The following is a 23,535-nucleotide window of genomic DNA, read 5'->3' as shown; positions in this document are numbered from 1 at the left end:
TTATTATTAGAAAAATATAGAAATTAAAGATGAAGGTATCAGGCTATGCGGGCTGAAATAGAAACATTAGTTGATGAAATTCAGAAAGCAATCAAATTGCTAAGGGGGCATCTTTGACTGGGATCAATCATTAAAACGTCTCGAATATCTCAATCAAAAAGTGGAAGATCCAACCATTTGGGATAACGCTCAACAGGCGCAAGGTATGATGCGTGAGCGCCAACGTTTGGATGATACAATCAATGGTATCCGATCATTTACGAAAACACTTGAAGAATGTATTGAGTTAATCAAGATCGGTGAAGAAGAAAGAGATGTCGAAATTATCACTTATGCAGAAAACTTAATACGTGATCTTAAGAACGAGATAGATAAAAAACAAATTAATGTGCTTCTTTCAGGAGAAGTAGATTCGAATGATACCTATCTAGAAATTCACGCTGGTGCAGGAGGGACTGAAAGCCAAGATTGGGCTTCTATGCTATTACGTATGTATATGCGCTGGGCTGAGTTGCATAAAATGAAGGTTGAAGTATTAGAAACTCATGATGGCGAAGAAGCAGGAATAAAATCAGCGACTATTCTTATAAAAGGACACAATGCTTACGGTATGCTAAAAACAGAATCAGGTGTTCATCGTTTAGTACGGATTTCACCTTACGATTCCAATGCAAAGCGTCATACTTCTTTCGCAAGCGTTTGGGTGTATCCAGTTATTGACGATGATATTGAAGTTGATGTCGCAGAGTCAGATGTCCGTATTGATACATATCGTGCATCAGGGGCTGGGGGGCAACATGTCAATACGACAGATTCCGCAGTTCGAATTACGCATATCAAAACAGGTATCGTTGTTCAATGTCAAACGGAGCGTTCTCAACACAAAAATCGGGCAACTGCATGGTCTATGTTACGTGCTCGGCTTTATGAAGAAGAGCTTAAAAAGAGAGAAGAAGAAACAAACGCCGTTGAAGCCTCTAAAAAGGAAATTGGGTGGGGACACCAAATTAGATCTTATATTCTCCAACCTTATCAGCTTGTTAAAGATTTACGCACTGGCGTTGAAAATACTGATCCACAATCCGTATTAAATGGAAATTTAGATGCGTTTATAGAAGCAGCTCTCGCTCGACGTCTTTATGGAAAAGTCCAAGAAATTGAAGAATTGATTAACTAGATACAATATTTTTAAGGTTTTTCACGTGTATTTCTTGATCTCTTAATTTAAAGATTGTGTACTTGGATCTACTATAGGTGGCAGGGGGAGTAATTTTCACATCTCATAGGCGCTTGAATAAATAGATTTTATAAGTCATTATGACATAAAAGTGTAGCAGCAGCTAATACTGCTTCTGCGTGTCCAGGTACTTTAACTTTACGCCATTCTTCTACTATTTTTCCAGTTATATCAATTAAAAAAGTGCTTCGCTCAACACCCATATATTTGCGTCCATACATGCTTTTTTCAACCCAAACACCATAAGCTTCAAGCGTTGTTTTTTCTTCATCGGAAACAAGAATGATGTCAAGATCGTGTTTTGTTTTAAATTTATCGTGTTTTTTAACACTGTCTGGGGACACTCCAATAATAATAACTCCGATTTCATCAAACTTTGGTTTCAGTCGTGTAAAATCAATTGCTTCACTTGTGCATCCACTTGTATCATCTTTTGGGTAGAAATATAAAACAACAGCTTTTCCTTGCAGATCAGAGAGACATAGCTTACCTCCACCATCGCGTGGCAAATTAAAATCAGGAGCAAGGGGGGCTTTTATCTGTTTCGTTATCATTTTTCTCTCTATTATTTGTAATTAGTGTAAAGAATTAGATATATAAAAGAAGCAACTATTTAGATAATTTTTAGTTTTTTCACCGGGCCTATTTTATCATAAAAATTAAATTGAGATATGAAGAAAGCACAAAAAGTATAAGCATTATGCAAAAAAGAATATAAAAAATTATAGGATGAACATGAAAAATTTTAAATGGATTCTAGTAATTTTATTACAATGTGTTTTTTCTTTCCGAAAGAAATTTTAATTATTCCTTCTGCATTTACATCTTCTTCAATAATAAGGCGCATTTCATCTTTAACGCTTTGATCATTTATACGTACACCTCCGCCTTGAATATGCCGGCGTGCCTCACTATTAGATTTGGCTAGTCCGGCTTGCACTAAAAGAGTTAGCAATCCAATGCCCGTTTTTAATTCTGTAGGGTTAATTTCAACGGTGGGAAGATTTTCTCCAAGAGTTTTTTCTTCAAAAGTTTTACGAGCAGTTTCTGCTGCTGCATCCGCGAGGGTGCGTCCATGCAGCAGTGCTGTAATTTCTGTCGCAAGAATTTTCTTAGCTTCGTTAATTTCAGCTCCTTTTAATGCAGAAAGTTTGAGAATCTCACTCATTGGTAATGTAGTATAAAGTTTTAAAAACCGGGTAACATCAGAATCTTCTGTATTCCGCCAATATTGCCAAAACTGATAAGGTGCAAGCATATCCGCATTAAGCCATATAGCTCCATTCAATGATTTACCCATTTTTGCGCCGGAAGAGGTTGTCAGCAACGGTGAAGTTAAAGCATACAACTGCGGTGTTCCTAAACGATGCCCTAATTCAATGCCGTTTATTATGTTGCCCCATTGATCAGAGCCACCCATTTGCATACGTAATCCATAGCGCTTATAAAGTTCAACAAAATCATAAGCTTGTAGGATCATATAATTAAACTCTAAAAATGACAAAGAGTATTCACGTTCAAGCCTGAGTCTAACAGAATCAAATGAAAGCATACGGTTTACAGAAAAATGTTTTCCTATATCACGCAAAAATTCTAAGTAATTTAAATTGCATAACCATTCAGCATTATTGACAATGCATGCATCGTTTTTTTTATCACCAAATGTTAAATAGTTAGAGAATACCTTTTTAATACCCGCAATGTTTTTAGCAATATCATCTTGGGTTAAAAGGTGTCGTGCTTCATCTTTGAAGGAAGGATCACCGATCAAACCTGTTCCTCCACCCATTAAAGCAATAGGACGATGACCGGTTTTTTGCAACCAATAGAGCATCATAATTTGAAGAAGACTGCCAGCATGAAGACTTGATGCTGTAGGATCAAATCCAATATAGGCACTAACAACTTCTTTTGAAAAAAGATCATCTAATCCTTTTTCATCCGAAATTTGATGAATAAAACCACGTTCGTGCATAACGTGTAAAAAATCAGATTTAAAGGCATGCACAGATTTTGTTTCCTGGTTGATATTGCATAAGTTCATATAATCCGTTCTCTAACATAAGTAATGTGTATTACACAAGAGAACGAGAAATAGCGGTAGTGAAAATAAAATACATCCTATTTTACTTATAATTTAAGGGGAAATTTTTTCATTAGTTATAGAGAAGGTACTTATTTTTATCATTAAATTCACAAACTTTTAGAGAAACTAAAAAACAGTGTAAAAAACGAATTCGCTCTCTTTATAAAATAGCTTTTTCATTTTTATACATTTCTAGCGTTTTTAAGTAAGCGAAAGTATTTCAGGGGGAGGAGAGAGGAATTCATTTGTAATATGATTATCCAAATATTGTGCACATCGTTCAATGAGTTTTTTGTTATATCCGCTAAAAAAGTGATTAGCACCTTCCAGTATTTCTTGTGTAATGGTGATACCCTTTTGTGTTTTTAATTTATCTACAAGCATTTGAACATCTCTTCTTGGGGCAACTTTATCGATATCTCCGTGAATTATAAGTCCAGAGGAAGGGCAGGGTGCAAGGAATGAAAAGTCATAAACATTAGGTTGAGGAGCAACAGATATAAAGCCCTCAATTTCTGGTCGCCGCATTAAAAGCTGCATACCAATCCAGGCACCAAATGAATATCCAGCGACCCAGCAATTTTTAGAATCGGGATGTTGTGTTTGTACCCAATCGAGTGCAGCTGCAGCATCTGAAAGTTCTCCTACCCCATAGTCAAACTCACCTTGACTGCGGCCAATACCACGAAAATTAAAACGTAATGTAGTAAAGCCACGTTGTTGGAACATGTAGAAGAGGTCATAAACAATTTTATTGTTCATTGTACCCCCAAATTGAGGATGAGGATGCAAAATAATTGCAATTGGTGCATTTTTTTGTTGTGAAGGCTGATAACGCCCTTCAAGTCGACCTGCGGGACCATTAAAAATAATTTCTGGCATTACATGCTCCTTAAATGTTACAAAGGCTCTCATTGACCTTGGGCGACTTTTACCGTAGAATCTATTAGCTAATCGTTAGATATTCTTTATTTTAGTGCATTTTTCAAGAAAATTACGCTATTTTTTACTCAATTCATAAGATTAATGATTGTAATGTTAAATGGTTGTAAAGCGTCGATATTTTGATTATAACGCAACAACACCGCTCAAGGAAGTTGCGCGGGGAGCGTTATTGGAATCTTTAGAGATATTTGGTAATCCATCATCCGTTCATGCAGAAGGGCGTGCTGCTAACGCTTTATTGGGCAAAGCGCGTCGACAAATTGCTGAAAAGCTCAATACACATCCCGATCACGTTGTATTTACATCTGGTGCTAGTGAAGCAGCAATGACATTACTGACGCCTTTTTATCATATGGGAAGTTCTGAAGTTCAATTTTCTCATCTTTATGTTGGTGCTACCGAACATCCATCTATTGCGGAAGGAGGACGTTTTTCTAAAGAGTTTATAAGCACAGTTGCTGTTGATCAGGATGGTCTCATTCAACGAGATAAATTAGTCTCTCTCTTAGCTGTTCACGATAAGACAAAAGGTCTTCCTCTTGTTGCTATTCAAGCTGCAAATAGTGAAACTGGTGTTATTCAAGAAATAAAAGAACTATCTGCTATCGTGCGGGATTTTGGAGGTATTCTTATTGTTGATTTGACACAGTACGTAGACAAAAATTTTGTTGATATTAATCAAATGGGTGGGGATTTTTTTATACTATCTGCGCATAAAATTGGTGGACCTAAAGGAATTGGTGCTTTTGTTTCATGCGGCAACCTTCTTATGCCGTATCCTCTTATTATTGGAGGGGGGCAAGAAAAAGGTTTTCGTGGTGGAACAGAAGCATTACCGCTTATTGCCGCTTTTGGAGCAGCGATGGCTGATTGTTTCAATAAAGAAGAAATAAAGTTCTTAATGTGTTTACGCGATAAATTAGAAATTGGAATCCAGAAAATTTGCAGTAATGTTGAAATTTTTGGCAAAAGAGTTCGGCGTTTGCCAAACACGACTTATTTTACTATACGCGATATAAAAGCGGAAACTATGCAAATTGCTTTTGACTTGGCAGGGTTTTCTGTATCAGCAGGCTCTGCTTGTTCTTCGAGAAAAGTAAAACAAAGCAAGGTCTTGAAAGCCATGGGTTACAGTGTTCCAGATGGAGCAATTCGCATTTCAATAGGACGGTGTACAACTTCTAAAGATATTGATGATTTTTTATTATTTTTTTCTAGAATGCTTAGTAATAAGAAAACGTAAAATTTATTATTTAAAATTTGTAAATTAGAATTATTTTAAATAATAAAATAAGCTTGATTGAAATTTTTCCGCTTTGCATATAGCCTAGAGAATGAATTTCTTGTTTCGATTTTGTAAAAATAAGATTTTTAGTCACCGGTTCTTGATGCCAAAAAATGGAGAAGGTTTATGCCGGCAGTAGAAGAAACCATACGCCAAGTCCGTGAAATGGATGTTGATCAATATAAATATGGCTTTGAGACAAAAATTAAAACTGACAAAGCTCCAAAAGGTTTAAACGAGGAGATTATCAGATTTATTTCTGCTAGAAAACATGAACCTGAATGGATGCTGACATGGCGTTTACAAGCTTTCCACCGTTGGTTGAAAATGCAAGAACCCGATTGGGCGCGCATTAGATATCCTAAAATTGATTTTCAAGAGCTTCATTATTACGCTGCTCCTAAAAATCATACTGGACCAAAATCTTTGGATGAAGTGGATCCTGAGTTGTTGGCAACTTATGAAAAACTTGGTATTCCCCTAAAAGAGCAAGAAATTTTGGCGGGGGTAAGAAAACAGTCTGACCCCTCTACCTTTGACGATGCTACTTATGCATCAGGGCAGGTGGCTGTTGACGCCGTCTTTGATTCTGTTTCAGTTGTTACAACATTTAAAAAAGAGTTGGCACACTTTGGTGTCATTTTTTGCTCTATTTCAGAAGCAATTATTGAACATTCCGCTCTTATCAAAGAGTATTTGGGAACGGTGGTGCCTGCAGGTGATAACTATTATGCTGCCTTAAATGCAGCTGTTTTTACAGATGGCTCGTTTGTTTATATTCCTAAAGGAGTTCGTTGTCCTATGGAGCTTTCAACTTATTTTAGGATTAATGAGCGCAATACAGGCCAATTTGAGCGAACGTTGATTATTGCAGATGAGGATTCTTATGTTTCTTATCTTGAAGGGTGTACGGCGCCCCAACGTGATGAAAACCAACTTCATGCTGCTGTTGTTGAGCTTGTTGCGCTCAAAAATTCAGAAATTAAATATTCGACAGTGCAAAATTGGTATCCTGGAGATAAGGATGGTAAGGGGGGTATTTATAATTTTGTGACGAAACGTGGAGATTGTCGTGGCAATAATTCTAAAATTTCATGGACACAGATTGAAACTGGTTCTGCTATTACTTGGAAGTATCCATCTTGCTTGCTGCGTGGTGATAACTCGCGTGGAGAATTTTATTCTATCGCTGTTTCAAACGGTTATCAACAGGTTGATTCCGGTACAAAAATGATTCATTTGGGGAAGAATACATCAAGTCGTATTGTTTCTAAAGGAATCTCTGCCGGTTTTTCAAATAATACTTATCGGGGACAAGTTGCAGCACATCGCAAAGCGCAGAATGCACGTAATTTTACACAATGTGATAGTTTGTTAATTGGTAATGATTGTGGTGCTCATACAGTACCTTATATTGAAGCAAAAAACGCTACAGTGCAGTTTGAACATGAAGCAACAACATCAAAAATTTCTGATGATCAGCTTTTTTATGTTATGCAGCGGGGGATTCCTGAAGAAGAAGCTGTTGCATTAATTGTAAATGGTTTTGTAAAAGAGGTTATTCAAAAACTTCCAATGGAATTTGCTGTTGAAGCACAAAAGCTCATTGGTATAAGCCTTGAGGGTAGTGTGGGATAGTTGTTTAGGTAAATAATACTTTTTATGCAAAACGGCCAGAACAGGATTAAATTATGTTAGAGATAAAAAATTTGCGCGCCCGCATTGCTGAAACTGATACAGAAGTTATTCGCGGTTTAAACTTGACTATTCAAGATGGTGAAGTTGCTGCTATTATGGGACAAAATGGAGCTGGAAAATCGACTTTGTCTTATTTACTTGCTGGTCGTGATGATTATGAAGTGATAGAAGGTGATATTCTTTATGATGGACAATCACTTTTAAAAATGAATCCAGCAGAACGGGCTGCATATGGTGTTTTCCTTGCTTTTCAGTATCCAATGGAAATACCTGGAGTGGCAACAATGGAGTTTTTAAAAGTTGCGATGAATTCTCAACGCAAAGCTCGTGGTGATGAAGAGCTAAAAATTCCTGAATTTATAAAGTGTGTTAAAGAAATTTCTTCAAAACTTGGAATAGATATGGAGATGCTAAAACGTCCATTGAATGTAGGTTTTTCAGGTGGAGAAAAAAAACGAGCTGAAATTTTACAAATGGCGCTTCTTGAGCCTAAACTTTGTGTTTTAGATGAAACGGATTCAGGTTTAGACATTGATGCGCTTAAAATTGTTGCAGATGGTGTTAATAAACTTCGGGATTCAAAGCGTTTATTTTTGATTATTACCCATTATCAACGCCTGCTTAATTATATTATTCCTGATACTGTACATGTTCTTTATAAAGGACGTATTATTAAAAGTGGTGATAAATCATTAGCGCTTTATTTGGAACAAAATGGATACGCTGATCTTATCAGTGAAGCAGCTTGAGGTCATTGAATATGAGCTCACAGCAAAATTTTTTAGCAGTTGAAAAAGATATTATAAATAATTTCAATCTGTGTATAGGAAATTTACCTGGTGATAAGAATGTGCGGGCAATTCGTGAAAAAGCTATTGCATTGTTTCAAACCTCGCGACTTCCTTCGCGTAAATTAGAAAGTTGGCACTATACTAATCTGCGCACACTACTGAAGTCTGTTAGTGATTTTTCAGAAGTTAATGATGAAGCATCTGTAGATGCATTGCTTTCAGAGAGCGCTGTTTTTTCGATCAAAAATGGAAAAACATCCACACAACAAAATGTGGCGAATATTACAGCAAAACGTCTTACGGATGCATTAAAAGAAAATTTTATAAAGGTGGATCACGTCCTTTCTGATGAAGACTTTGTGGGACAATTAAATACAGCTTTTTTTACGGATGGTTGGATTTTTCATATTCCTGAAAATACAAAATTAAATGTTCCTATTGAGTTACAAAATATTCAAATAGGTGGGCAATCTCATACTTTTTCAGACATAAAAGCTCATGAAAACAGTCAAGCGATTTTTATTGAACATCAGATTGCTAATGATAAGGATACTTTTGGCAGTTCAATATTTTCATTAAATCTCGCTGCTTACAGTGATATTACATGGGTTATTATTCGAAATCAGGGTCTTAATTCTACACAGTTTAGCCGATTTTGTGCTGTTATTGGTAAAGGAGCAAAATTATCGCTCTATGTTATTAACATAGGCAGCCAACTTAATCGTCAAGAAATTGATATTGAATTAGAGGGGGAGGAGTCTGATTTTCGATTACGAGTCATAAATTTACTCTCAGGACAAACTCATAATGATCTTACGATGACTGTTCGTCACATTGAGCAGAAATCAACTTCAAGCGAAATTGTACGCAATGTGGTTACAGATAAGGCAGTCGGTGTTTTTCAAGGAACAATACGTGTTGCTCAAAAAGCTCAAAAGACAGATGCGCGTATGGCTTGTAACAGCCTTATTCTTTCAGATGATGCGGAATTTGATGTAAAGCCTGAGCTCGAAATTTTTGCTGATGATGTTGCATGTGGTCACGGTGCGACAATTGCCAATATTAATCATGATTATCTTTTTTATCTAATGGCACGCGGTATTCCTTTTAAAACTGCTTATGCTCTTTTAATTAAAGGATTTATCTTTGAGCTAATTGATGACATCAAGCAAGATAATGTTCAAACTGTTTTGAAGAATATCATGAGTAAATGGTTGGAAAAAAATATTTAAGGTAAAAAATGGAAAGTAACATACAAACATTGAGTTATAATGTAGAAGAAATTCGCAGTGATTTTCCTATTTTACATTGTAATGTTTATGGTAAGCGGCTGGCTTATCTTGACAGTGGTGCATCTTCCCAAAAACCTCAATCTGTACTTGATGCGATGAATAATTTTTATCGATGTTGTAATGCAAATGTGCATCGAGGAATGCATTTTTTATCGAATGCGGCTACACAGTCTTATGAAGATGCTCGCGAAACTGTTCGGGCTTTTTTAAATGCTCAAAAAGCAAAAGAGATTGTTTTTACAAAAAGTGCTACAGAAGCCATCAATACCGTTGCTTACGGTTGGGGAATGTTCAAACTGAATAAAGGGGACGAAATTGTTCTCACCATTATGGAGCATCACTCGAATATTATTCCTTGGCATTTTATTCGTGAATGGAAAGGTGTCAAGCTTGTTTTTGTTCCAGTTGATGAAAATGGTGTTTTGCATATTGAAGATTTTCAAAATGCTTTAAGTGATAAAACGAAGCTTGTTGCTATTACTCATATGTCCAATGTATTGGGGACTGTTCCTTCTGTTAAAGAAGTTATTAGACTATCACATCAAAATGCTATTCCTGTTCTTGTTGATGGCTCCCAGGGAGCGGTGCATTTAAAAATTGATGTTCAAAATCTTGATTGTGATTGGTATGTCTTTACAGGACATAAGCTTTACGGTCCAACAGGTATAGGCGTTCTTTATGGTAAAGAATGTAGATTGGAAGAAATGAATCCTTTTCAAGGCGGAGGGGAAATGATTGAGGAGGTAACTGTTGATAAGGTCTTTTATAATGCTCCCCCCTACAGATTTGAAGCGGGCACTCCTCCCATAGCTGAGGCTGTTGGATTGGCTGCTGCTATTGATTATATGAATAAAAAAAATAGAAATGCTATTCATGCACATGAAATGGCACTATTATCTTATGCACATAAAAGGCTTGAAACCATAAAATCATTGCGTATTTATGGCCATTCTCCTCATAAAGGTGCTATTATTTCTTTTGAAATGGAAGGCATCCACGCACATGATATCGCTATGTTTATTGATAGGCAGGGTGTTGCTATCCGTGCAGGAACGCATTGTGCACAACCTTTGTTACAGCATTTTGGTTTAACATCTGTTTGTCGCGCATCATTGGCTATGTATAATAATCATGAAGATATTGATCAATTAGTGGAAGCATTAGAAAAAGCAAGGACATTTTTTAATGACTAAATCAATTGGAGAACATTGCTCTACAGAATCTGTTGAAATTGTAAGCGAAAATAAAAAGTCTTACATATCAGCACTTCCATCAGTTGAAATTGATCGTATGACTAATGATATTATTGCTGCTCTCAAAACAGTTTATGATCCAGAGATTCCTGCTGATATTTACGAGCTAGGACTGATTTATCGTATTGATATTGAAGATGATCGTTCGGTGAAAATTGAAATGACTCTCACTGCACCAGGTTGCCCTGTTGCAGGTGAAATGCCGGGGTGGGTAGAAAATGCGGTGAGCGCAGTTGAAGGTGTTTCGCACGTTGAAGTTACCATGACGTTTGATCCACCATGGACACCTGATTGTATGTCAGAAGAAGCACAGGTTGCTGTGGGATGGTATTGAAGTGCCGCACTGTGCAGATAAAAATGATTTTGCGATGGTTTATGCCAAAGAGAAAAATTTTTGGCTACGTAGTTTTCTTTCTCTTTCAATTGCTATGGGGACTGGCTATAAAATCTTGATGATAATCTATGTAGCTCTTGGAAAATTTGGAGATCATCCGTGAAAAGCGCAATATCTGAGGATATTTTATGAAATCATTACGCCTTTTTTGTATGTAATGGTGTCTCTAAGTGGCTGGGAGAATAGGCTATTATGCTAATAGTTTTATAATTTTGTGCTTACCTTAAATTTGTTCAATAATATTTTTTTAGAGGAAAACATGCTTACTAGAAAAAACTCTATAAGTTTAAAATAGCATTTTTATATACCTCTAGGTGTATTGAGGACGGTCTGTTTTATTTCCCTAAAAATACATTTATAGATCATAGTTATATTTGATCTACATTTTTGCAAGAGATGCTTCTAAAGCGGTTTTTAAAAATGCGCAGTAAGAAGGTAGTAAGGAATTTAATTGACGCAATTTTTTTGCTCATTGCAAAGTTTATAAAATAAATAATTACAGAGATGTATATAATTTTTCTATACAAATAAACAGTATAGCGATAAAAATACCCGTTATTGATCCGATTATTGTACCAATTATCATTCCAATGGAAAGTGCTACGCTTGTACCCATTGCTATAATTGGACCAAATCCTGGCAAAGAAATATAACCATAAGTTGCAAGGGTTGCCGCGATTATTCCTGATAAACTACCATTTAGACTTCCAATGAAAGCGGGCTCTTTAATAGAATCACTGATTTTTTTGAAAAAACTCCTCTCATAGCCATTAGACCCAACATCGTTATAAGTTTTAAAATCAATCATATTTTGTGTTTCCATTTTGAATGCTGAATGCCCCTGAATAGTCAACTGATACGAAAAAAATACATTTTTTAAATTCTACTAAAGCACGCCAAATACCTTTATCATCTAAACGCAATCGCTTAATATTCGTGAAACCATTTTGTATGAGAAAATTTTTAATTTGCGAAGCAGTAAATGAATTTTGACCGGGTTTAGTAATATCTTTTAGGAAGGCATAGGTGAAATCTTTACAATAAAGTGGTGAAGAAAATTTATTTATTGAAGCTGTGACTTGAGATGAGAAACATATAAGCACTACAAAAAAAATTTTTAATTTCCAAATTTTACTTAGTATCATCTTGGCACCATCATGTTGAAATGATACTTGATTAACTTTTGTATTGCTAACAGGTTCCAAAGAATATTTTATTTTTAATGTTATACTGAACAACGCGAGCTTTAAGATTTTTAGTTGATTAGCTACAGTTGTTTTCCTTCTTTGTACTTTATGAGAAAAAGTAATGTGAATATCTGTTCTTAACAGATTTGCTTTTCTCTGTACTTATCTAAAGATGCTCTTTTTAAAAGGCTCTCATTATTCGGTAATTTATATAAAAAATTATAGATCAGATTTTATGTATATGATTTTTCACGTAATTTATAATGCAAAATTTTTGTAAAGGTGCAGTTTACAAAAATATCCTATCATTGCGGGTACTAATATAATCCACTTATGCGCTAATCGTATTTTGACCATTATTTTTTATCTTCTATTAATATTTTCTTGATTTTCATATAGCACTTATAAAGGATGTTTTTTAAATTTTATACTCCAGGTTTTGCAAAAGTTTTTCACATTTAAACTTATGAAAAGAACTTTGTTGAGTTAGTTATTCTTCGGAATAATCTCATGGGACAGATTCTTGATTAGTGATGAAGAAAAGTTAGAGATTTGTATTTTTTACGTGATCTTTTAATAAATGCACATTATTTAGCAAAAAAATAGGTCTATTACAGGTTAGCCTTGCTCTTAATTCATACAGTATATATCGAATGTGTATAATGACATCTTCCCTAGAAGATGTGAGACATAGGAATATTTGAATAATCTCACGTGTAATTCACCTTAAATATGTAATTGTCTAAATTCAAGCCAATGTGCGTTTATTGCTTTAGTTCTATGTTGTATCTTTTTGGATGTTTCTCAAGTTTAAGTTTTTAAAAGATGTGAAAACCAGAAATAATTCTCTTACCAGCATTACTATTTTGTGTTGTTCAAGCGGCCTTTGTGCATTTTCAGCTGTCCCTTTTACTACCTTATTCATCGTTATTTTTATTATAGCAATGGAGTTTTTTAGGTTATTTTGTTGAAAATGTTCGCATAATTTCTTTGAATCCATAGCCCGGAGACATTCCCTCTAGCATGAATAAATTACGTAAAGGTGAGAAATTACGTAATAATCCAAGTCCAATGCTTCGCATGATATGGACAGGTAATATATTAGAAAATAAAGAAGAGTTTAGTATATGAATAGCTCCACTCCGGATTAATATATCAGGTTTGCGGCACCGATTATAATGGGAAACAATCATTTCAGGATTAGAAGCAAATGCTGGGTCGGACAAAATATCAATTAAAGCTTGAACATCGCGAAATCCTAAATTCAACCCTTGCGCTCCAATGGGGGAGAAAACGTGAGCTGCTTCACCAACTAAGATTGTTCGATTATCTGCAAAACGGTGAGAAATAAGTCCCGAAAGTTGCCATGCTTGAATTGGTGTTTTTAATGTTAATGTTCCAAGCATTGACTGCATTTGATCTTCGATTATTTTTGCAACTTCTTTTGATCCCATATTCAATAATTTTTCAGCACGAGAAGGGTTAACCACCCATATAAGGCTAGATTGTTTCCCTGGTAGTGGAACCTGTGTAAATGGACCATTTTCTGTATGAAATTCAGTTGATGTATTTTGGTGAGAAAAATCATGAGAAAAATTGAGAACAAGTGCTTTTTGTGGATAATTCCACTGCTTAATGCCTATACCTGCTGCTGTTCGTGTTAGAGAGTGGCGTCCATCAGCAGCAACAACAAGAAACGCTTGAATAACTTCACCATTTTCAAGCGTAATACGTACATGATTTTTTTTGTGATGAAAAAATTTTGCCGAAGAAACAAATCTTGTAATATTAGGCGTATGCATAATGGAATTGAGTAAAGCATTATTTAATTTTACATTAGGTATATTATAGCCAAAAGCTTTTTCACCAATTTCAGCAGAAGAAAAATTCACACTGGGGGTACGCACAATCCTGGAGCTTATATCTATGATTCTAAGGAAAGATAGAGCCGCTGCATGCCTTTTAAGAGTATTCCAAATATTAATTTTTTGAAGTGTACGTATTGCTGGCATCATAAGAGCAGTTGTTCGTAACTCATCTGCGTGAGTAGATGGAGCAATAAGAAAAACAGAATAGCCCTTATGTGCAAGACTGAGTGCCGCTAACATACCAACTGGGCCTGCACCAATGACAGCAATATTTAGATGCTCATTTTTTTTTAGTGTCACAACTATTTGAGCCTTTCCTCATTTACAAAATATTTTAACATCTCTAAATGAATAATCTCTTTTTATTGTATTAATCTCTTCTATTATATTATGTAATAAATAATGCGATATAAAAAAGTAAACTTTTTATGATTTTTATAGTGAAACATACTATGGAAAAAGTGGCGTGTTGGCAGATAAATGAAAACTTTAAAAACGAGGATAAGAAAATTTTGAAACGTAAGCTAACAAAAAAAATCAAAACTAATGCAGATCTATTACGACATAAAAAAGTAACGATGCCGCAAGCAAAAGCCTTTTCTGTTCATTTATTAACGGCTTCTGGTTCGTTTTTAGCATTTCTTTCTCTTATCTCTGCATCTCAAAAAGAATGGACTGCTATGTTTTGTTGGCTTGGGCTTGCACTTCTCGTTGATGGCATTGATGGACCGATTGCACGAAAACTTGATGTCAAATACGTACTTCCAACATGGTCTGGAGAGCTTTTAGATAATATCATTGATTACGTAACTTATGTTTTAATCCCAGCTTTTGCGCTTTATCAAAGTGGTTTTATGGGTTCAGGACTATCATTTTTATTGAGTGCTATCATTGTCATTTCATCAGCCATTTATTACGCAGATACTGGTATGAAAACTAAAGAAAATTTTTTTAAAGGGTTTCCTGTCGTTTGGAATATGGTGATTTTCATGCTTTTTGTAGTAAAGCCAGGGGAGTGGATTACTTTTAGCATTATTACCTTATCGGCAATCATATCTTTTTTGCCAATTTATTTTATTCACCCAGTAAGAGTCATCCGTTTGCGTAGGATTAATTTTCCAATTTTTCTCTTATGGTGTTCTTTTAGTGTTGCTGCATTTTTTTACCAACTGGATGCTCCGTATTGGGTTAAGATAGGAATTTCAGTAACAGGTATTTATATGTATTGTATTGGTGCTATTATGCAACTATTTCCTCAATTAGGTATAAAAAATAAGAAGATAGATATTTAGGAAAGTATAATATGCAAATTGATTTTGGTGCGGGTGATGACATTTCTTTTAGAAAAGAGGGGCAAGCTGGTATTATAAAGCTCACACGCCCCTCAGCATTAAACGCTCTTAATCAAAAAATGGTTTTCGCTTTGAACGAAGCTCTGAGTACGTGGGAAACAGATGATGATGTTTCTTGCGTCTTAGTTGAAGGGGAGGGGCGTGCTTTTTGTGCTGGTGGGGATGTTGTGGAAATCTATCGTATGGGAGATAAGGATTCTTCTTATGAATATTTTCGCAGTGAATATCGCTTAAATGCTTATATTAGAAATTTTTCAAAACCCTATATTTCTTTTTTAAATGGTATTTGGATGGGTGGGGGGGTAGGTATTTCTATATATGGTTCATACCGAATTGTTACAGAAAATACACTCTTTGCTATGCCAGAGGGCGCTATTGGATTTTTTCCAGATGTTGGTGCTAGCTTTTTCTTACCATCTCTTCCAGATCATTTTGGTATTTACCTTGCATTGACTGGTGCACGCATAAAATGGGGAGATTGTTTAAACTTAGGGTTAGCAACTCATGCAGTTTCTGAAATCGAATTAAGTACTATTAAGAAAGCTATTATTGAGAAAGGAGATCCTATTTTAGCTTTACAGGAACGAAAAATTACAATGGATTATGAAACAAGTCATGATATACGTGGTGTTATTAGTGCTTGTTTTAGTGCCCATACATTAGAGGAATGTATTGAATTAATTCATAAAAAAAGCAACGAAGGTATTTTATTTGCTAAAGAATGTTATGATATCTTGCTGTCACGCTCTCCAACAAGTTTAAAAGTTATATGGAGGCAAATGAAACAAAATTCATTCAAGACTTTGGAAGATTGTATAACAATTGAAAATCGTATTGCACATCATATGATTAATTCACATGATTTCCGTGAAGGTGTACGTGCAATGTTAATTGATAAGGATAAAACACCTAAATGGCAACCAGATAAACTTTCAAACGTAACAGATAAAATGATAGATGCCTATTTCCAACCTGTTGAGAAAGAGTTATTATTTTGAAAAATAGTTCTCAAAAACGGATTTCAAAAATCAATTTTGTTTATAGCTGTTATTCACGGTTTTTGGCTTTTATCTGCTTAGGGTTGAGTATTTTTTATTGGGTACGTCTCGTTGGTGTGTTTCCAGGAGTTTTATGGCGTTTTGATCTTATGCCATGGCAGTGGCAATTTGCATCCGCCGTATTGGCTGTTATTTGTCCTATTGCCTTAATTGGACTTTGGATGTGTTCATTGTGGGGAATCGTTTTATGGTGCATTGCAGTATTTACTGAAATATTAACAATGTACTATTCCGATTCCGTCAAGCCTTTTGTGGCATTATTTCACGGTATGTTATTTTTGGTTTTTGTAGTACTCCGAATCTTGATGTTTTTTTTCAAAAAAAACTATTTAAAAGATTACTAAGATCCAAAAGCTATTGTGGTTTAAGTTTCCGGGCCAGTTATTCTGGCCCGATCTATATTTTTGAAAGATTATAAAGTTTTTCTAAACAAAAGGTACCCACCACAAGTCCCAAGGAGAAGTGGCTTTTGAGCAAAATATCCACAGTAATGACGCTATTGTTCCCCAAAATGACGCTATTAGCATGTAAAATACATCCTTTCTGTTTTAAAAAAAGTTCCATAATATATATTATGCGATAATATGAAGTGAAAAAATAAAGATCCTAATTCAATAGAAACGGAGATAGCCCTACTTTAGACACATTAATCATATTGATATCGCATAATTCACTTTTAAAACAAAATTATGACTATAATTTGACAAAATATTTTTACTAAATTAGACACAAATGTAACATATACTGCCGCATTTTCTTTAAACTGCTCCGCAGTTTTGTTATTCACATCATTTTATGTCTAAGAAAATATGTCTAAGAAAAAACGCAATTCATCTTTCCACCGTGTAATGTTTCTGAAAGATTAGAGTTTTTGCGCATCTGTTTCAAAACTAAGTCCTTGATATGCAGGTTTAACGTATGCTGGGACATAGTCTGCAACCTTATTGTAATCAAGGGATCTATCCATATGTGTGAGTATGGCTTGTTTTGGCTCTAAATATTTTATCCATTGTAACGCTTGATCAACAGAAAGGTGACTTGGATGCATTTCAAATTGGAGAGCTTCGATAATTAAAACATCTAAGTTCATTAATTTTTTTAATGTTTTTTCAGGAAATTTACTAACATCTGTACAATAAGCAACATTACCAATACGAAAACCTAAAGAATGAATGTTACCATGGCATTGTAAATGTGTATTGATGCTTATCGCCCCACCCTGCCCCTTAATTATAAATTGGCTATCTTCATTGATAAGATGAGCTTTTAAAATAGGTGAATAAGATGAACCTTTTGGTGTTTGAAAACAATATCCAAAAGCATTTTTTAAATGCTTTAGTGTAAATGTATCTGCATAAATATCTATTAAACATTTTTGTGCAAGTGCATAACTCCGTAAATCATCAATACCGTGAATATGGTCTGCGTGAGAATGTGTATAAAGTACGGCATCAAGGTGATTCACGCGGGCATCGATCATTTGTGATCTAAAATCTGGACCAGTATCAATGACGAGTGTTGTTTTTTTTTCTGATGCATGAATGCGTTCAACTAATAAAGAACTTCTGTAGCGCTTATTTCTAGGGTTATTGGGATCACAAGCTCCCCAATCGCCATTCGGGCGTGGTACTCCTGGAGAAGGCCCACAACCTAATATTGTAAATCGGTATTTATCAAACATATATTTTACCCTATTTCATTTTGCTGAATAAATGAAAAGCGTTTTGTGTTGTTATTTTAGCTGTTTCTTCAATATTTAACCCAATAACTTTAGCTAAAATAGCTGCTGTATGGCATATAAAAGATGGTTCATTTGTTTTTCCTCGATGAGGAACAGGTGCTAAAAATGGTGCATCTGTTTCAATTAATAAATGTTTATGAGGTACAATTTTTGCTATTTCACGAATTTCAGGTGCATTTTTAAAAGTAAGGATACCTGAAAAAGAAATATAACCACCAAGTTCAATGCCAGCACGAGCAAGTTGCATTCCAGACGAATAACAGTGAAGTACAAATGGAAAAGGGCCTTCTTTTGTCTGTTCGCGCAATATTGTCTCCATATCAAAATCAGCATTACGTGAATGAATAACCAGAGGGAGCTGTGTTTCTCGAGAAGCAATGATATGTTCTTGAAAAACTTTCTTTTGTTCTTTTGGTGAGGAATAATCATAATAATAATCAAGACCAACTTCCCCAAATGCAACAATTTTAGGGTGCTTCGATAAATGGATAAGCTCTTCAGCTGTAATATCTTGTTCTTCTTGGGCATGATTTGGATGCGTTCCAACAGAACAAAATACTTGCTCATAGGCTTGCGTAATTGCTAAAAGCTTATTCAACTGACGAACACGTGTTGCAATCGTTATTATACGTTTAACGTCAGCATCTAACGCCCGTTGGATAACATTATCCAAATCTTGCAAAAAATCTTCAAACTCAAGATGGCAATGTGTATCAATCAACATGACGAGTATCACCTTTTCTCAAAAATATAACGGGGAAAGATTGGTTCTGGTTGCGGAAGATCAAGACCTTCTTGAATTTTTGAATTACTTATATGGTATAGTAATCGATCATTTTCAGAAATTGCAAGACTATCAAGAAGCTTGGTTGCCGATTGTGGTATGAAAGGTAAGAGCAGAATTCCTACTCGCCGTAAGATTTCTAAAGTTATGTAAAGAACTGTGCGAAATCTTTCTGGATTATTTTTCCGTAAACTCCAAGGTTGTTCGTTAGCAAAATAGCGATTGGCATCTGCTACAACTGAAAAAATAGTTGAGAGTGCTACATGTATTCCATAAGAAGACATGGATTGACGTACATTCTTAAGTACTTGAAGAGATTGTTCCAAAAGCTGTTCATCTTGAACTAAAAATGTAGCTGGTATAGGAACTTTTCCATTACAATTTTTGGCAATCATAGACAAAGAGCGCTGCGCTAAATTACCAAGATCATTAGCAAGATCCGCGTTAATACGATTTACAAAACTTTCATGGTTATAACTACCATCTTGTCCAAATGGCACTTCACGAAGAAAAAAGTAACGAAGCTGATCAAGACCATAGTGATTAATCATTTCAAAGGGATCAATGACGTTTCCAATAGATTTTGACATTTTTGCACCACAATTTAGTAAAAAACCATGAGCAAAAATATGCTTAGGTAATTCAATTCCAGCAGACATTAAAAATGCTGGCCAATAAATTGCATGAAAGCGAATAATATCTTTACCAATGATGTGAATATTTGCAGGCCAAAAATCACGTTTTTTTGAATTTTCATCAAAAAAACCAATTGCTGATAGATAATTTGTAAGTGCATCGACCCAGACATACATTACGTGCTTTGGATTATTTGGGATAGAAATTCCCCAATTGAAATTTGTCCGTGAAATAGAAATATCTTTTAAACCAGATTTGATAAAACTTATAATCTCATTGCGCCGTTCGATAGGAGCAATAAAATCCGGGTGTTTTTCATAATATTCAAGAAGGGCTTTTTCATAACGGGAAAGTCTAAAAAAATAACTTTCCTCTTCGTTCCATTCAACTGGAGAGCCTAATTCTTTTTCGCGACGAATATTGTCTTCTCCAACTTCAGTATCTTTTTCTTCATAATACGCTTCCTGACGAACAGAATACCAACCAGTATAACGGCCAAGATAAATGTCGCCATTCAGTTCCATTTTTTTCCAAATTTTTTGACAAGCTTTATGATGGCGATTTTCTGTTGTACGAATGAAATCATCGTTGGAACAATTTAATGCTGCAAGCATTTTTTTAAACACAGTACTATTACGATCTGCAAGTTGCTTAGGTGTTATGTTTAATGCTGCTGCTGTCTGTTGCATTTTTAAACCGTGCTCATCCGTACCAGAGAGAAAAAATACATTTTTTCCATCTAGCCGTTGAAAACGAGCCAAAACATCGCTAGCAATTGCACTGTAAGCATGCCCAATGTGCGGAGTACCATTGGGATAAAAAATCGGAGTTGTTATGTAATATGTGTCATGCATGTCATACTCGTTGTGAAACTCAATAAAAGATACAATGGACATAACGTTTGTTAATCACATTGTCACGGAAAAAGCTCATCATTCGCGAATGATCTTATGAACTGTAAAAAGCAAATTAATAATAAATTGCTTTTTATCGAGATTAAATAATTGTATTTCCCTTATCTTTTGATGAATCTCTTGCCACGCTTGTGCACATTTTTTTGAAAGAGAAAAATCTCCCCTTTCAGCTAGTATGATGGCTCTTTTTTGAATTTTATCAAGTAGTTCATCACACAATTGCTGAAACTGGATGCTTGAAGAAGGCAATGAAAGTGTTTGTGCAAGGGTGTGTACGACACTTGGGTTACAAATAGGTTGATCTAATAGAGCATCAGTGGTTTTTATAATTTCGAGACCGCCATTACAAATAAATAAGGCAGCTTTTCGAGGGCTTCCTTTGGATTTTTGAATAATCATTTCAACAGTTTCTTCATCTGGTAAATCTTGATTAGAAAAAATGTGTCTAATGACTTTTTTCATCTCATCATTATGCAATGGTTTCAAAGAAATCCGTTGGCACCGTGACCGAATTGTTGGAAGTAATTTTCCTATAGAGTGTGTGATAATAATGAATAAAGTTTTTGCAGGAGGTTCCTCAAGTATTTTAAGAATTGCATTGGCTGCACTTCTATTCATATCATCTGCAGGATCAATGATAACAATACGCCATCCACCATTTTGCGATGTTTGGTTTAAAAAATGCATGATATCGCGGATATCATCAATAAGTATACCCGTTTTAAATTTTTGCGTCTTTAAATCAAAGCGACGTGAAATGTGCAAAAGTCCGGGATGACAACCTTGTGTAATTTGACGCCATGTAGTGGAAGTATGCTCTGGTTGCAAAAAATCGCTTTTTTGAGAGCTTAAAATATTCCAAGAAAGATGAAATGCCAATGTTGCTTTTCCAATCCCATACTTTCCTTCAAATAATAATGCATGATGTAAACGCCCCTCTTTACGCATTTGCGCCAAAAACTGAAGGGTTGCTTCATGGCCAAAAATTATAGTATTCCGTGAAGGTGATAAAACTGTATCGATATCATCATATTGGTGAAGAATATTTATATCACTCATGGAAATTGATCCAACAATACCTGAAGACAAATATTTTTTATTTTCTGTGCAATAACGTTCACAGTGTCTGTTGCATCAATAACACGAAACCTATGAGATTCCTGTTTTGCTAATTGTAGAAAAGCTTGGCGTCTTTTCTCTTGAATTTTTAATTCATCTTTTTCAAAATAGTCAATCTGTTCGGCTTTATTTCTTCGAAGATTTGTGCGCTCCATGCCATATCTTGCTGGTATATCTAATAAAAATGTTAGATTAGGCATTATCCCATTGAGTGCAACATATTCTAAAACGGAAAGAGTGGAGGAATCCACCTTATTATTAAGTCCTTGATAAACTCTTGTAGAATCAATAAAGCGATCACATAAAACAACTTTTCCTTTTTGCAAAGAAGGTATAATGACTTCACTAACATGATCAGCACGTGCTGCAGTAAATAAAACAGCTTCAATTAAAGACCCGTAGCGTTGTGCCTGACCTGACAATAAAATGTGACGTATCGCCTCTGCTCCGGAGGTTCCTCCTGGTTCTCGTGTTGTAATAACATCATAACCTTTACTATAAAGATATTGAGAGAGCAAAGAAATTTGTGTTGTTTTTCCTGCACCCTCCCCTCCTTCAAATGTGATAAAATAACCTAACACGTATGGACCTTAACCTTATTACTTAGAACGTACTATAACTATAAATATTTCCGTAACCACCCAATGCTTATTTCATAGAGGGCATCTTTTAATTTTGCAAAAAAGCTTCCTTCCTGAACATTAGTTCCGGCAAAAACTTGTTTTTCGAGTAGAACTTTTTTATTTTCTAAAATTTGAATAACACCAATTGGTTGCCCTAAAGTGATGGGAGCTCTTAAAGGAGCACTATATTTAATTCTTGCTTTAACCTTCATTTGTTTTTCATTTGATAGCATAAAGCTTATTGGTTTTTGAACAATAATCGGAACAAAACTTTTTGTTCCACCATAAACAGAAGCGTAGCCAACAGTCTCTCCTTTCGTAAAAATCGTTTTAAGATCAAAAGCTTTCATTCCCCATTGAAGTATATGTTCTATTTCTTTTGTATGCCCTTTACCATCTTGCAAACCATTTATTGCTAAAAAAAGGCGTCGATGATTTTTATAAATAGAAACAACCATTGAAAAACCTTCTTTTTCACTGTAGCCAAATCCAAATCCTTCTACACCAATTTTCTTAGAAATAAGAGGATTTTTGTTACGTTGGAAAATTTTATTCCAAGTAAAATGAGGTTCACGATAAAGCGTGTAGTAATCGGGATATTCACGAAAAATATGACGCGCTAATGTGATCATATCGCGTAATGTTACAAACTGTCCTTTTTCAGGAAATCCTGTAGCATTAACAAAATGGCTATTCAACAACCCAATTGTTTTAGCTCTCTGATTCATCAATTTTGCGAAATTAGCCTCACTTCCTGATATTCCTTCAGCAAGGGTAATAGCAGCATCATTCCCATTGACAATAATTAAACCACGTAAAAGATCAGAAACACTAATTTCTGTGTTTATTTTTGCAAACATAGTAGTTGTGCCGGAAGGTGCTCCACCTTTGCGCCAAGCATTTTCACTTACTTTAAATTTTTGTTCTCCACTTAAGATTCTTTCTTTTAATTGGTGAAATATGACTTCAGCCGTCATAAGCTTTGCTAATGAAGCGGGAAAAAAAACAACATCGCTCTGTTTTTCCAAAAGTATTGTATCTGTATCATTATCTAGTAACAGTAATTGTGATGCGGGAATCTGTAAGTTTTGTGCTCGCCCCCACTCACTCAATGTCAATATCCAAATTAAGGTAAATAAAACCCTTAATGCTATATACATAACCGCTTCTCCTATATCTAAAGAATCAGCATAAACAACCTTCTTATATAGGAAGAACTTTATTTATTTCTGCAGACCTAGAAAAATAACAAAGTTAGAATAGGTTTATATT

At 35.0% G+C, this 23,535-nt stretch carries 23 protein-coding genes; 11 read left to right on the top strand and 12 right to left on the bottom strand.

Annotated elements, in window-relative coordinates; translation table 11 throughout:
- Positions 1-45 precede the first annotated feature (45 nt).
- Positions 46-1,177 (top strand): peptide chain release factor 2 gene (gene prfB, locus WCP76_RS03720; protein WP_336294347.1). Its coding sequence is split into 2 segments (ribosomal slippage): positions 46-114 and positions 116-1,177, totalling 1,131 coding nucleotides; the frame shifts between segments, so codons are not numbered across the junction.
- A gap of 128 nt (positions 1,178-1,305) precedes the next feature.
- Here the strand turns inward: prfB and WCP76_RS03715 are convergent.
- The 3 genes from WCP76_RS03715 to WCP76_RS03705 all read right to left on the bottom strand — a co-directional run bounded on the left by WCP76_RS03715 (position 1,306) and on the right by WCP76_RS03705 (position 4,205).
- Entirely contained in the window at positions 1,306-1,791 is a 486-nt protein-coding gene (locus WCP76_RS03715; RefSeq protein WP_442894706.1) for a peroxiredoxin, read from the bottom strand.
- Between the two features lie 191 nt (positions 1,792-1,982).
- Complete coding sequence (gene tyrS / locus WCP76_RS03710) at positions 1,983-3,245, bottom strand: tyrosine--tRNA ligase (RefSeq protein WP_336294346.1); 1,263 nt, start codon at positions 3,243-3,245, stop codon at positions 1,983-1,985.
- A 279-nt stretch (positions 3,246-3,524) separates the two neighbouring features.
- Positions 3,525-4,205: an alpha/beta hydrolase gene (locus tag WCP76_RS03705; protein WP_336294345.1), complete on the bottom strand. Its 681-nt coding sequence runs from the start codon at positions 4,203-4,205 to the stop codon at positions 3,525-3,527.
- Between the two features lie 160 nt (positions 4,206-4,365).
- Between WCP76_RS03705 and WCP76_RS03700 the strand changes: the two genes are divergently transcribed.
- The 7 genes from WCP76_RS03700 to WCP76_RS03670 all read left to right on the top strand — a co-directional run bounded on the left by WCP76_RS03700 (position 4,366) and on the right by WCP76_RS03670 (position 11,084).
- The gene (locus tag WCP76_RS03700) at positions 4,366-5,511 is read left to right on the top strand and encodes a cysteine desulfurase family protein (RefSeq protein WP_336294344.1); all 1,146 of its coding nucleotides are present in this window, start codon (positions 4,366-4,368) and stop codon (positions 5,509-5,511) included.
- 168 nt (positions 5,512-5,679) lie between these two features.
- Positions 5,680-7,191, top strand: a complete 1,512-nt coding sequence (sufB, locus tag WCP76_RS03695; RefSeq protein ID WP_336294343.1) for a Fe-S cluster assembly protein SufB — start codon at positions 5,680-5,682, stop codon at positions 7,189-7,191.
- A 53-nt stretch (positions 7,192-7,244) separates the two neighbouring features.
- The gene (gene sufC, locus WCP76_RS03690) at positions 7,245-8,000 is read left to right on the top strand and encodes a Fe-S cluster assembly ATPase SufC (protein WP_336294342.1); all 756 of its coding nucleotides are present in this window, start codon (positions 7,245-7,247) and stop codon (positions 7,998-8,000) included.
- Positions 8,001-8,011: 11 nt separating this feature from the next.
- On the top strand, positions 8,012-9,274 hold the full coding sequence (gene sufD / locus WCP76_RS03685; protein ID WP_336294341.1) for a Fe-S cluster assembly protein SufD: 1,263 nt from the start codon (positions 8,012-8,014) through the stop codon (positions 9,272-9,274).
- An 8-nt stretch (positions 9,275-9,282) separates the two neighbouring features.
- Positions 9,283-10,527, top strand: a complete 1,245-nt coding sequence (locus WCP76_RS03680; RefSeq protein WP_336294340.1) for a cysteine desulfurase — start codon at positions 9,283-9,285, stop codon at positions 10,525-10,527.
- Positions 10,520-10,921 carry an SUF system Fe-S cluster assembly protein gene (locus WCP76_RS03675; RefSeq protein ID WP_336294339.1) on the top strand — a complete coding sequence of 134 codons (402 nt, stop codon included), beginning with the start codon at positions 10,520-10,522 and terminating at the stop codon, positions 10,919-10,921. Before WCP76_RS03680 ends, WCP76_RS03675 begins: the two co-directional genes overlap by 8 nt.
- Before the next feature lies 1 nt (position 10,922).
- On the top strand, positions 10,923-11,084 hold the full coding sequence (locus tag WCP76_RS03670; protein ID WP_336294338.1) for a hypothetical protein: 162 nt from the start codon (positions 10,923-10,925) through the stop codon (positions 11,082-11,084).
- Between the two features lie 393 nt (positions 11,085-11,477).
- Here the strand turns inward: WCP76_RS03670 and WCP76_RS03665 are convergent, their stop codons facing one another.
- The 3 genes from WCP76_RS03665 to WCP76_RS03655 form a co-directional block, all read right to left on the bottom strand.
- Positions 11,478-11,804: a hypothetical protein gene (locus tag WCP76_RS03665; RefSeq protein WP_336294337.1), complete on the bottom strand. Its 327-nt coding sequence runs from the start codon at positions 11,802-11,804 to the stop codon at positions 11,478-11,480.
- The gene (locus WCP76_RS03660) at positions 11,782-12,126 is read right to left on the bottom strand and encodes a hypothetical protein (protein WP_336294336.1); all 345 of its coding nucleotides are present in this window, start codon (positions 12,124-12,126) and stop codon (positions 11,782-11,784) included. The genes WCP76_RS03665 and WCP76_RS03660 overlap by 23 nt, the downstream gene beginning before the upstream one ends.
- 1,001 nt (positions 12,127-13,127) lie before the next feature.
- Positions 13,128-14,336 (bottom strand): UbiH/UbiF family hydroxylase, encoded by a 1,209-nt coding sequence (locus WCP76_RS03655; RefSeq protein ID WP_336294335.1) that lies wholly within the window; start codon positions 14,334-14,336, stop codon positions 13,128-13,130.
- A 176-nt stretch (positions 14,337-14,512) separates the two neighbouring features.
- On the opposite strand from WCP76_RS03655, the gene pcsA reads away from it, so the two are divergent.
- The 3 genes from pcsA to WCP76_RS03640 are packed head-to-tail and all read left to right on the top strand — an operon-like array spanning position 14,513 to position 16,790.
- The gene (gene pcsA, locus WCP76_RS03650) at positions 14,513-15,328 is read left to right on the top strand and encodes a phosphatidylcholine synthase (RefSeq protein WP_336294422.1); all 816 of its coding nucleotides are present in this window, start codon (positions 14,513-14,515) and stop codon (positions 15,326-15,328) included.
- Between the two features lie 11 nt (positions 15,329-15,339).
- Positions 15,340-16,386 carry an enoyl-CoA hydratase/isomerase family protein gene (locus WCP76_RS03645; protein WP_336294334.1) on the top strand — a complete coding sequence of 349 codons (1,047 nt, stop codon included), beginning with the start codon at positions 15,340-15,342 and terminating at the stop codon, positions 16,384-16,386.
- On the top strand, positions 16,383-16,790 hold the full coding sequence (locus WCP76_RS03640; protein WP_336294333.1) for a DUF6163 family protein: 408 nt from the start codon (positions 16,383-16,385) through the stop codon (positions 16,788-16,790). Before WCP76_RS03645 ends, WCP76_RS03640 begins: the two co-directional genes overlap by 4 nt.
- A gap of 518 nt (positions 16,791-17,308) precedes the next feature.
- On the opposite strand, the gene WCP76_RS03635 is transcribed toward WCP76_RS03640, so the two are convergent.
- The 6 genes from WCP76_RS03635 to WCP76_RS03610 form a co-directional block, all read right to left on the bottom strand.
- Positions 17,309-18,127, bottom strand: a complete 819-nt coding sequence (locus WCP76_RS03635; RefSeq protein WP_336294332.1) for an MBL fold metallo-hydrolase — start codon at positions 18,125-18,127, stop codon at positions 17,309-17,311.
- 10 nt (positions 18,128-18,137) lie between these two features.
- The gene (locus WCP76_RS03630) at positions 18,138-18,911 is read right to left on the bottom strand and encodes a TatD family hydrolase (RefSeq protein WP_336294331.1); all 774 of its coding nucleotides are present in this window, start codon (positions 18,909-18,911) and stop codon (positions 18,138-18,140) included.
- An 8-nt stretch (positions 18,912-18,919) separates the two neighbouring features.
- The gene (metG, locus tag WCP76_RS03625) at positions 18,920-20,461 is read right to left on the bottom strand and encodes a methionine--tRNA ligase (protein WP_336294330.1); all 1,542 of its coding nucleotides are present in this window, start codon (positions 20,459-20,461) and stop codon (positions 18,920-18,922) included.
- 78 nt (positions 20,462-20,539) lie between these two features.
- Positions 20,540-21,580, bottom strand: coding sequence for a DNA polymerase III subunit delta' (locus tag WCP76_RS03620; protein ID WP_336294329.1), 1,041 nt, complete (start codon positions 21,578-21,580; stop codon positions 20,540-20,542).
- Positions 21,577-22,221 carry a dTMP kinase gene (tmk, locus tag WCP76_RS03615; RefSeq protein ID WP_336294328.1) on the bottom strand — a complete coding sequence of 215 codons (645 nt, stop codon included), beginning with the start codon at positions 22,219-22,221 and terminating at the stop codon, positions 21,577-21,579. Before tmk ends, WCP76_RS03620 begins: the two co-directional genes overlap by 4 nt.
- 38 nt (positions 22,222-22,259) lie before the next feature.
- Complete coding sequence (locus tag WCP76_RS03610; protein WP_336294327.1) at positions 22,260-23,423, bottom strand: D-alanyl-D-alanine carboxypeptidase family protein; 1,164 nt, start codon at positions 23,421-23,423, stop codon at positions 22,260-22,262.
- Positions 23,424-23,535: the final 112 nt, after the last annotated feature.

This window comes from Bartonella vaga (genome assembly GCF_037070895.1).
Lineage (GTDB): Bacteria > Pseudomonadota > Alphaproteobacteria > Rhizobiales > Rhizobiaceae > Bartonella.
The sequence above is the reverse complement of the archived record's forward strand: the minus strand, read 5'-3'. Positions and strand labels throughout refer to the sequence as shown.